At 59.6% G+C, this 10,539-nt stretch carries 11 protein-coding genes; 3 read left to right on the top strand and 8 right to left on the bottom strand.

The genetic code is table 11. The features are described from left to right. Window positions 1-109: 109 nt before the first annotated feature. A complete protein-coding gene (locus BLS66_RS06155; protein ID WP_074725413.1) occupies window positions 110-1,309 on the bottom strand; it encodes a hypothetical protein in 1,200 nt (399 codons plus the stop codon). Between the two features lie 567 nt (window positions 1,310-1,876). Here BLS66_RS06155 and BLS66_RS06160 point away from each other — a divergent pair. Then, window positions 1,877-3,061 carry a tyrosine-type recombinase/integrase gene (locus BLS66_RS06160; RefSeq protein WP_074725414.1) on the top strand — a complete coding sequence of 395 codons (1,185 nt, stop codon included), beginning with the start codon at window positions 1,877-1,879 and terminating at the stop codon, window positions 3,059-3,061. 17 nt (window positions 3,062-3,078) lie between these two features. Here the strand turns inward: BLS66_RS06160 and BLS66_RS20480 are convergent, their stop codons facing one another. The 3 genes from BLS66_RS20480 to BLS66_RS06175 form a co-directional block, all read right to left on the bottom strand. Then, window positions 3,079-3,546, bottom strand: a complete 468-nt coding sequence (locus BLS66_RS20480; RefSeq protein ID WP_143025130.1) for a hypothetical protein — start codon at window positions 3,544-3,546, stop codon at window positions 3,079-3,081. 1,229 nt (window positions 3,547-4,775) lie between these two features. Beyond that, window positions 4,776-5,219 carry a RidA family protein gene (locus BLS66_RS06165; protein ID WP_074725415.1) on the bottom strand — a complete coding sequence of 148 codons (444 nt, stop codon included), beginning with the start codon at window positions 5,217-5,219 and terminating at the stop codon, window positions 4,776-4,778. A gap of 314 nt (window positions 5,220-5,533) precedes the next feature. Next, on the bottom strand, window positions 5,534-6,466 hold the full coding sequence (locus BLS66_RS06175) for an aromatic alcohol reductase (RefSeq protein ID WP_074725417.1): 933 nt from the start codon (window positions 6,464-6,466) through the stop codon (window positions 5,534-5,536). Window positions 6,467-6,609: 143 nt separating this feature from the next. Between BLS66_RS06175 and BLS66_RS06180 the strand changes: the two genes are divergently transcribed. Next, window positions 6,610-7,002 carry a winged helix-turn-helix transcriptional regulator gene (locus BLS66_RS06180; protein ID WP_244152959.1) on the top strand — a complete coding sequence of 131 codons (393 nt, stop codon included), beginning with the start codon at window positions 6,610-6,612 and terminating at the stop codon, window positions 7,000-7,002. Here BLS66_RS06180 and BLS66_RS06185 read toward each other — a convergent pair. Continuing rightward, window positions 6,996-7,496, bottom strand: a complete 501-nt coding sequence (locus tag BLS66_RS06185; protein WP_208596509.1) for a hypothetical protein — start codon at window positions 7,494-7,496, stop codon at window positions 6,996-6,998. The two genes, BLS66_RS06180 and BLS66_RS06185, sit on opposite strands and share 7 nt — an antisense overlap. Window positions 7,497-8,097: 601 nt before the next feature. Between BLS66_RS06185 and BLS66_RS06195 the strand changes: the two genes are divergently transcribed. Beyond that, a complete protein-coding gene (locus BLS66_RS06195; RefSeq protein WP_074725419.1) occupies window positions 8,098-8,763 on the top strand; it encodes an SOS response-associated peptidase in 666 nt (221 codons plus the stop codon). On the opposite strand, the gene BLS66_RS20985 is transcribed toward BLS66_RS06195, so the two are convergent. From BLS66_RS20985 to BLS66_RS20725, 3 genes are all read right to left on the bottom strand, one after another. Next, a complete protein-coding gene (locus tag BLS66_RS20985; RefSeq protein ID WP_258391616.1) occupies window positions 8,760-8,891 on the bottom strand; it encodes a hypothetical protein in 132 nt (43 codons plus the stop codon). The two genes, BLS66_RS06195 and BLS66_RS20985, sit on opposite strands and share 4 nt — an antisense overlap. Before the next feature lie 21 nt (window positions 8,892-8,912). Then, entirely contained in the window at window positions 8,913-10,166 is a 1,254-nt protein-coding gene (locus BLS66_RS06200; protein WP_074725420.1) for a hypothetical protein, read from the bottom strand. 69 nt (window positions 10,167-10,235) lie between these two features. Continuing rightward, the coding region (locus tag BLS66_RS20725; RefSeq protein WP_167357701.1) for a hypothetical protein at window positions 10,236-10,539 on the bottom strand (304 nt) is incomplete at its 5' end.

Here is a 10,539-nt window from a genome sequence, read left to right on the forward strand (position 1 = left end):
TGGATCGGGGCGTTGGTCAGCATACGGAGACCACGATGCGTTCATTTGTTCTGGCAGTTGTGGTGTCTTGGAAGACGCCTCCAGCTGTCGTTCTCGAGCATCCGCGCTTCTAGCGTCCAGATCTGATGTAACGCTCAAAGTACGCTTGGAATTGGCGCGACTTAGCTGGGTCAAGCTCGTTGGCAATCGTGCCACCGATCGCCTCGGCCTCAACCATGCGCGTGCTACCGCCAAGCTCTCGAGCAGCTTCAAGAAGTGCTCTTTGCCTCACACTCAGGTTACCGAAGGGGTCGAAATAGGAATCGACACGCTGGTTGTCACTCACGCCTGTCCAGCTGAAGCGCGCATCTCCAGCAGCAATTGCGATCGTTCTGTATCGCTCGACGGCTTGCTCTGAGGTTATGCGTTTACGGAGCAGATCCAGCCTGGTGCGATACAGATCAACCTCGGCGCTTGGCGTGCTCTGCGCCAGCGCTGCTACCGCTTCATCAACAAACGCGTAGTTGATATTCCCGGTGCCGGCCTGGACGCCCAGTAGATTGAAGCTGGCGATTGCATACCGGTACGCATCGCGATTCGCCGCAGCCCGTTGGGCATCGCTCGGTCTACCGATGGCAGTGGGTTGTACCAGAAGAATGCTGTCATCGTCAGAAAGAACGGCTTCCATATCACGCTTGTGGAACTCGCCGACAACTACAACGATGGTGCCACCAGGCCGCGCCTTCGCAGCTGCGGCCACTCTCTTCGCCTGCAAGTAGGTTCGATAGAGGTATAAGCGACGTGGCAGGTCATCTTTTGCACGCTTTGAGGGGGTCACAGCCCACTGGGCAACCTTGGCAAGGTTCACCTCGGTATCCGCGTGGAAAATATCTCTGTTCAGCTGTGCCGGGTGTGGGAATGACAGGAAGCCCTGAAAACCCTGATCAGGTCGCACCTGCGGAATTGCTTCCAGATCGGTGCCAAAGCCAAGCTTGGCGTCTTCTGACGGAGGCGCCCAGTCTATTGGGCACAGATCCACGCCCCTGGCGCGGGCGAAGGGCACGATCACATCCTGAACTTCATAGGTGAATTCGTAGTAGTCGTTCCGAGCAAAGGCCTCCGGAGACCGCTCGATACAGATCGCGTCGGGTTGCGCACGATCCAAGAAGGCCGCCAGCATTGCCGGACTGTCATTGGATGAAACCAATTGAGCTGCATGGTCGACGCCCAATATTATCACTCGTGACGGATCGGGCTTTTCAGTACCACTGCCAGCAATGGCTTGCAGTGGAAAACAAAGAAGAACAGTGCGCAGCACCCATGCATTCATTCAATAGATCCAATGGCGAAAGCGCTTTCACGCTACGAAACGCCAACAGGCAGTGCCCGTGCCATTGGTTGTAGTCAGTCGGATCGCCCAGCTCGAACCACCGCATGCAGACCCAAGCGTCGCAAGCGCGGCCGACATTCCGGGAGACAGCCGGCAGCCCCCGTTCTTCGGCCAGGCGAACGGGTCATTCGAACGCGCCAGCCAGAGAAATTTCTTCGATCTGCGAGCGATTGAAACGCGCGTCGCCCGCTTGTGCACCCAATACGGCGAGATCACGGCCAGCCGCTTTCCACACTCCATTCGCATCGGTCGCGGGCACTGTGAATGCAATCCGAGGTGCAAGGCGGGGTTCGGCAGCAGATTGCGCAGAAACGAAAAAGCTCCTATCCCCAGGAGCTTTTTGAAATTGGCGGAGAGAGTGTCTGATTCTAGGGAGTCCCCTAGCTTCCGTACGCCTCCGTGGAACCAGTCTCAATCCTTGCGCCAACTATGTTTCACCATCCGGACTGGTTCGTACGCCTTCGCGGGAAGCCGCGTCACGTGGGTGGGTACATGGATGGGTAGGGTATGGGTTTGAACATCAATCGCCTGACAGCGAGACGGGTGGCCACCGTCAGGGAGCCGGGCTACCACGCGGACGGTGGCGGCCTGTACCTACAGGTTACCGCTTCGGGGGCGAAGAGCTGGGTGTTTCGGTATCGCTTTGAGGGGAGACGCCCAGAAATGGGACTGGGCCCGCTGCATGTGATCGGCCTCGCCGATGCGCGGGTGGCGGCTGATGCCGCGAGAAAGTTGATCCAGGCCGGCCAAGATCCGCTTGCCGGGAGGCGCGCCGCCGCCTTGGCTTCGTCGTCCATCCCGACCTTCTGGGAAGCGGCTGTTACTTACATAGCAGAGCGACAAGCCGGCTGGTCCAACCCGAAACATGCCGGCCAATGGACCAGCACCCTGGAGACCTACGCCAAGCCCGTACTGGGAAATCTACGGGTCGATCGTATCGAGACGGATCACGTCCTGGCTGTGCTGAGACCAATCTGGGCAACAAAGACAGAGACCGCCAACAGGGTCCGGCAGAGAGTGGAGGCCGTGCTGGACTCGGTCACCGTCCAGAAGAAGCGATCTGGCGATAATCCAGCTAGATGGCGTGGCCATCTTGCGGTGATCCTTCCAAAACCCACCTCAGTGACGAAAGTCGAGAACTTCGCGGCGTTGCCGTATGCGGAGTTGCCAACCTTTATGGCAGCACTGCGATCTCGTCATGGCGAGGCGGCGCGCGCCCTAGAATTTACGATTCTCACGGCTGCGAGAACCGGAATGACGCTGGGGGCCAAATCGTGCGAAATCGATCTTCTTGAGGCGACCTGGACCGTGCCCTCGAAGAGAATGAAGGCCAAGGTTGAGCACACCATTCCTCTTTCCTCCCCGGCGTTGGCACTGGCACGGCTTCGGATGCAGAGGCAGCTACTATTTCCGAACAACCTCGGTGACGAGCCGCTAAGTGAAAACGCCATGCTGGCGCTCCTAAAGCGAATGGGCTTCGGCCACGTTACTGTTCATGGATTTAGGTCAACATTTAAAGACTGGGCAAGCGAAACCACCGAGTATCCCGATGATCTCTCTGAAGCCGCTTTGGCACATAGGATCCGGGACAAAGCAAAAGCCGCGTACAAACGCGGCGCTATGCTGGTTAAGCGCAGAGCGATGATGGAGGCCTGGGCCGCTTACTGCTATCCGAAAGGCTTTACCCGATAGAGTTTAATAGACGCAACTTACTTCGTTTTCTCCAAATTAATGTGGAAGGCTCCTCCCGCCATCACTCCGTCCTCCACTGCCACTCTTACCCTGATTACAGAATCTTCGGCTATGGGCCTCGATGGCACTCGCCCATTCCACCTAACCCAGTAACGGTTAATGCCCCTATGTTCGTCATCCAAGCGAGGATCCACTTTCAACTCAGCCAACTCTTCATCAGACATCTTATCGTTGTATAGAAGTTCCTCATCGAAGAAGACGAGAACTGCAATACCCTCAAACGGATTATCGGCAGGAGTGTCAACTATTACTTGGATATCAATGCCAGGAAAAAAGAACTGTCCATCCGCTGAAGTGAGATTCATTACCCCATCATAGGCGCCGAATACATTAACCTTGCCATCCGCAGTGAACTCAATGCGATCTGCGAATGTTGAGTGAACCGAGCGGTTAAAGATGACTCCTTCATCAAGATAGTGAATCATCGATCCCCCATTTTCGCACTGATACTGGGAGCACTCTTCTGCCCGCCTGATCTAAAGGCAGATCGGGGACGATTCCATCCGCGGGAGCATGTCTCGGACGATGGCCGCGCTGGAGCCTCCCAGAATGAAGGGAGCATATTGCCTGAAGGATTTCCGAGGGCTCGGGCAAGGGACTGATAATCAGCTTTTGCCTTGACCGCCAGCGCTCTAGATCTAGCCTGGTGGGCTTCGTCCATCTCAAGCCATATGCGGTCAAGATCTTGCAGGACATCGTCCCGCTCGTCTTCGCGCCCTTCATCGAGCAACGCGAAGCTCTCCAGTAGTCGCAAATAGTACCAAGTTAATCCGCTATTGTTCATTCTATTTTCCTACCAGAGTCCATGTTTCCCTGGTTGCATGCAATGCCGATACATAATCATCTAGCAAGCAAACTTGAGCTGGCTCTATCGCTCGGTGATTAGGGCTTTGGGGCTTGTCTGCGCGGGCGATCAAGCTCTCGGGCAACGATGCGGCTTGCAGCATGAATAGCTCGTGATCATCGACTACACCACCAAATTTACGGGGGAGTCGATGTCCGGGAAGTGTCTCAAAATGATTAGAGACGACCGACATACCCCCAGTCATTGGGGTCACCACCCCATTCACGGCGACTATGTCGTATGCGCTGACAGGCGGTCCCGGCTCGTGCTTGACCCTTACGCCAAGAGAGCTAGCGCTGTTGCCGCATCGCGGCTTGGAACGATCCGTCGGATCGGGCTTCATGCCTCTGTACAGCGTCCTGTCAGTAGTCTCCCCTAGACATGCGCGGGAGACTAGCACAACGAATGCCACGACGGGCAAGAAGGTCGCACTGACCCTGAGCTAGGGCCTGCCTCAAAAGGCATCGGCAACCCATGCGGATGATGGAGGATCTGACCGTCAAATCGAGCCCGAGCTCGCCGCACTCCAGCCTTCGCGTCTGGGCGGAGCTCATTCTATTGAATGGTGGCTTAGAAGTCCGCCTGACTCTAGAACCGAATCAAAGACTTGCTTTGAATTCAATTCTGGAGCGAGAGCCCCGTACCAATTGGGAGGCGAGGCCGGATGCCCGAGTTTTCTGGAGGCAGAAGGGTCAGAAGGTATGGTTCCAGCGCGGACGCCCCCCGCCCTTACCCAAGCCTTCATGGATGTCCTGTTCGCTGCTTGGCCACGGCGAGCCGGGCGGGAGCATGCTCCGCCCGGCGCCTGCTTTAGCCTTGCACTTCAGCCCGGAAGGCAATCTCAATCAACTGCTCGGGGAAGGCCAGCGCCGAGACTCCAATCAGGTTGCTGGCCACCTGCGGCACCGGCTGGCCATACACGGCCGGCCGGACCTTGCCACTTGCGGCGAAGGCCGCCGGCACATCGATGACGAACAGCGTTTCCTCGACCACGTCCGCAAGCGACCCACCCAGCTCTGCCAGCAGCACCTGGGCGTTCTCGTAAGTGCGCCTCATCTGGGCTTCCATGGTGTCGAAGTTGGCGGGCTTGCCGTCAGCCCCCAGCTCCGCCGGCGCGACCAGCTCCCCCTGTGGCGTGTGCGAGAGCTGACCGGACACGAAGATCGTGTTGTTGACGCGGACGGCCTGTACGTACCCGTAGGCCGACTCCCACGGCACTCCGAAGCTGGCGGTCTTGCGATTGCTGGCGCTCATCGTTGCTCTCTCTAGTGAAAGGGCAAGTGTGGCAAGCAATCAGCGGCGACCGCCTCCCCTGAACGGGGGATCAGATTCGAGCGCTGGACAGCTGCTCTCTACCTGCCCTGACCGACGCCTTCATGGGATACCTCGCCCTTGGCTTGATCTCCTTGGGCGGCCGGCGTGGTTCCAGCGCTTCCTTCACCCGCTCCAGCTCCTTCGCCCCGGCCTCGGCCAGGCGCCGGGCCTGCTGCAGCTGCGAGGCCACGCCCATGCCATGCCCAAAAGAGAAGGCACCGGATCCCGGTGCCCTTCTTAGAAGCCAGCAACGCCTACGAGGTAGTGAGGTTGGCCCTCATCCAGTCCCTGACGCTTTCCAGCTTCGCTCCGGTCTTGGCATTGAAGGTCTTTTCCATTCCCCAAGATACGCCCCTGCCCTGAGCGAAGGCAGCGCGGTACTTCTTGATCATATTCGAGGGGTCGTCTGCCAGCTCCCGCATCAATCGCGGAACGTCCCACACTGCGAAGTCGAAGGGGCTACCAAAGTGTTCTTCCAACATGGCCGGCAGCGCTTCATACCGAATCGTGTCACCCGCAAGATAGACGATCTCGTTGCGAATCGTGGGTGTATGGAAGACGATCTGAGCGGTCATTGCGCCAATGTCATCCGGTGTGGTGAGCGTCACAGCGTTAGTCGGCGAACCCAAGGCATTCACCCTCTTCCCCTTAAGATCGATGACACCAAATTCGGGCTCGAAAAGATAGCTCGTGAACATCCCGGTGGAAATGACGACCCAGTCCATGGCGGACTGAGAACGCAGATAGTCGCGCACATCGAGCTGGGCATCGAACAGATCCTGCGGACCACCTCGCCCAATTGCGTCGAAGTCCACACCGAACTGCCAAGGGAAGTACCTCGGGATACCCGACTTCACTGCAGCACGCGCAACCTTCATCGGCGTGTCGCGGCCAGCCGCGTAACCCGTGCAGCCAATCACGGTGTCGTACTTGGAGAAAATGGCCGCCAACTCGTCCACAGTGGCAGCCACCAGGTCGCCAGAAACAATGGCCACACCCAGCGAGCGGATTTCATCAACCACAACGCGCTTCTCAGGCAAGTCCGAAGCAATGGAAGCGGATCGGAGCATCACGCTGATGCTTGCGCCGTGCTCCTTTCCTAGACGGGCGAGATTCCGAATAACTGGCATTCCGAGCTCACCGGCACCCAAGACCAGGATCGCGCGGGATTGGATCGGGGTAGACATTCAAACCACCATGTGTGTGTACGATGGCGGCGATTCTGCCCCCCCTCCTCATCGCGACGTAAGAAGGCACACCGATGATACCGACCGTACCGTTCATGAGTTCTGATGAGCTCCTGCGGCATTCCCAATCGATATGCGACGGCATGAGCGCGGACGACGACGGCCTTAGGCGTGAGGTTCTTGCGCACGGTGGCAGCCGCTGGTCGCTTGGCATCATTCATGCCTTGGGCGTGTACGGAACACTGCGTCACGCCGATGTTGCGCGGAGGATGAAGGGAATCACCCAGCGCATGCTGACACGCACCCTCCGCCAGCTGGAAAGGGATGGCTTGATCTATCGACACGATTTCCGAGAAGTTCCCCCTCGCGTTGAATACAGCATCACCCCGCTGGGCAAAGACCTTCTAGTTCTGATGATCCCCATGTGGACTTGGGTCGTGCAGCACGCCGAGGAGTTCCGGCACTGCCGCGAGATTTACGACAGCAACCAGGCCTCACTTGTACCTGAATCGCCTCGAGACAACGAGTCTCAATAGCGAGAAATCACCTGTCCTCGTCCCGCCCTGACCCAAGCCTTCATCGGGTCCTTCGCCCTCGGCTTGGTTTCCTTCAGCGGCCGGCGCGGCTCCAGCGCCTCCTTGATTCGTGCCAGTTCCACAGCCCCGGCTTCGGCCAGGCGCCGAGCCTGTTGCTGCTGCTCGCGGGTCGGCGGCAGGCCTGGCAGGGGCGGCGGCGGCTGGGTCGGGGTGCTGTCGGTCAGCCGGGCAACCGCCTGGCGCAGGGGCAGATCAGGATAGAGCCTGGCTGCACACCAGCGCTCGGCATACCGCTTCGCCTGCCGGACGCTGGCCGCGCGCACTTCCTTCACCTGCCACATCTTCTGGCCTTCCATCCATAGCCGGACCCCAGGACCGCCGTCGGGCGTCACGCTGGCCGTCTCGCGGCCGTTGTACCAAAGCGCCCAGCGCTCGCCGGTCTGGACCCAGCCAGAGGAGATCGGGGCGGTGCGGAAGCCGTTGGAAGAGCGCATGGCCGGAAGGATACGGCTGGCAGTCGCAGATCCTGCGAAGCGCCAGCGACCTGCCTGAATCGTTCGGGATTGCTGCTGGCGCCGTGCAACTACCCCCGGGTTGACCTGCTTGCCAGCAAGGCGTCCAGCCCAGAGGATTTGTCCAGCACGAAGTTCTTAACAATTCATGCTGTATAGTTGACGCATCTGGCTCCTCTCAGGCGCGAAATCCTTCGCCCCCGTGTCTAGCCCCTCACAGGCACGACACATGACACCCCCGACTGCTTTCCGGATCCTTCGGATCCGCCCTTTGTTGCGCCTAAATGGGACGATCGAGCAAGTCGAGACTCTTCAGGCTAAGTGCGGCGCATGCGGGGACGAATCGCGTATGTCCCGCGGCTGTGGTCTCTCAGATATCCAAGGTGGCGTGCAGCTAACTTGCCCGGCCTGCAATACGACGGGAACCTTGACCGTCGACCAAGCATGGGTCCTCTGGGGTGAGCAGATGAGAAGGGATAGGATCTTGGCGCTCGCTGGGTTGACGCCTGATGATCTAGGTCCCACCTGATCTTGGCCTCGGCCTACACGCCCCGGCCATGGTCGGCAGGGCTAACCTCCGGCCATGTGCGGCCGATTCGTCCAGCTCCCAGTGATCGACTTCGGCCAGCCGGGGCTGGCTGACCTTGCCCCCGGCCTGGCCGAGATCCAGCCCAGCTACAACCTCGCGCCGACACAGCGCGCCTCAGTGATTCTGGACCGGGGCGAAGGCCGGCAGGTCACCCGCCTGGCGTGGGGCCTGCTTCCGTTCTGGGCCAAGGCCAAGGGCCTGCAGGGCTCGACCATCAACGCCCGGATCGAGACGGTGGCCACCAAGCCGGCATTCCGGTCGGCCTTCAAGAAGCGCCGCTGCGTCATCCCCATGGCGGGCTACTACGAGTGGTCGGTGAGCCCGATCGACGAGAAGAAGGATCCCTGGTTCATCCACGCCACCGGGCCGCTGCTGGCCGCTGGCCTGTGGGAGGACACCAGCCCCCTGCTGCCCGAAGGCAACCTTGGCACCTTCACCATCATCACCGGCGACAGTAGCGGCGTCTCGGCCGACATTCACGACCGCATACCGGTGTGGCTACAGGCCGGCCAGATCGATGAGTGGATGGCAGCCAAGCCGGACGATGCGATGGCGATGCTGCTGGCCAGCGAGCCACCCGCGATGGAGGCGTATCGGGTCAGCCGGGCGGTCAACACGCCGAGGAACAACCGAGAGGATCTGCTGCAGCAGGTCGCTTAGAACACAACGGTAGGGCTTCCCGTCTCCAGCGGCAGCTCCGCCTTCTCCGGCCAGGCGAACGTCTCCGGCTGCGGCAACAGCGCGCGCACCTGCTCCCAAATCTCGATGCCATCCGGCGGCGCCAGCACCAGCTAGTCCACCGAAAGGCATTACTCCGGCTGATTCGCAGGTGTGGCGTTAGCCATAGCAGTCTCCAGTGCAGCGAGCCGACTCTCAAGGGCGCTGAGCCGCTCAGCCGTGGCGACCTCGCGCGCTTGCCGTTCTTGGTGTGCAGCCACCAGATACGCGATCAGCTGATCGGTAGCCCAAGCTGCGTACTGTCCATCAATAGCATTTTCAAGGATCACTTCCGGCGTGTTCTGGCGCATGGCATCGTCAGCCATTACGAACGCACGATCAGCAAGCCCGCCATCGCCGAAACCTTCAAGGTATCGACCGATGCGCGTGTTCAATCCCAACAACGCATCAGTAGCGTTTTCAATCGTTCGCAACGATGCGGTGTCTTTGATGCGCGGATCGGAACCGCCACCACTGACACCGCCGCTAGCAGTCAGCACGCCGGTGCTGCTGAATCGCACGTTGCCGCCCGTACCTGTGCCGCACTGGAAATAGATGTCACCGTTGGGCTGGTATTCCATGAACTGCTGTACGGTTGCGTCAACTTGACGGAACAACCGCCAAGTGAAGTCTGACCATGATGTGCCAGTGGAACCGTTGGATCGATAGTAATGCGTAGAAAACTTGTCAGCATTGGCACCCGGCCTGCCTTCAAGGCTTTGCAAAAGGTAACCTTGATACTGCCCAGCAGGGATAGCGGGGCCGACGACATAAAGTTGCGTCGTGTCCAATCGCACGGTCGTGCCAGAAATGAACGCGTTGGTGCCAGTTATCGTCACGCTGGTGCCACGCAGTTCCAACGGAGCAAACGATGCTTCATCGCTGGTGACAGATTGCAACGCGGTGGTGCCTGCACCGCTGTTTAAGAAGCGCAGCATGTTCTGATTCGCAACAGTCTGCACCTTGAAACTGGCGTTTACGCGAGTCGGACCAGTGAAAGTGTCACCCGAACGCGCAGCGGCGCGACTCGCACCTAGGTTGGCGGCGTCGGCGGTGGCCTGTGCGTTTGCCGCAGCCGTACCAGCGTCAGTCGCTTTTCCGTCAGCCGCGTTCACGGCAGATTGGAGCGCTTGATCACCCTGCGAACGAGCCTGCATCTCCTGCTGCAGGCCGGCTTTGAGGTCGGCCACGTCCTGGCCGATGTTTGATGAGCCGCCTTCTAGATCCGACAGTCGCTGCTCGGCATCCTGGAAGTTGTCGTTGCATTTCCCGAACGCGGTGAACGCGTCGTCGCCTGGGCGGCCGTCCGGCTGGATGGTGGTTTGATCGATGAGTTTCTGCGGCATGTGTGTTCTCTGCTGTTGATCGCCCACGGCAAAGCGGGCCGGATATGCCGGCCCGTGCCTTGTGCGGTTTCAGTTCTCGACCGAGATGATCGACAGGCTCTGCGTGATGGACTGCTGCTGGAAGGAGCCGGACTCGTGCCTAACGTCCTGTTCCGTGAAGCTGGTGATCACCGCGCGGTAGGTCATCGTCTGCGCGCTGGTGCTGGTGTCGTTTACGGTGAACGATCCACCCCAGGTGGAGGTGGCGCTGTCAGGGCCATCCTGTTCATTGAGGATCATCACCGAACCGCTGACGTTCAGGACCTGCCACAGCGATTCAGCGCCCTCACCGACCCGCCGATAGATTTCCACGCGCGCCGTGTTCTGGCCCGCG

Source organism: Stenotrophomonas pavanii (assembly GCF_900101175.1).
GTDB lineage: Bacteria > Pseudomonadota > Gammaproteobacteria > Xanthomonadales > Xanthomonadaceae > Stenotrophomonas > Stenotrophomonas pavanii.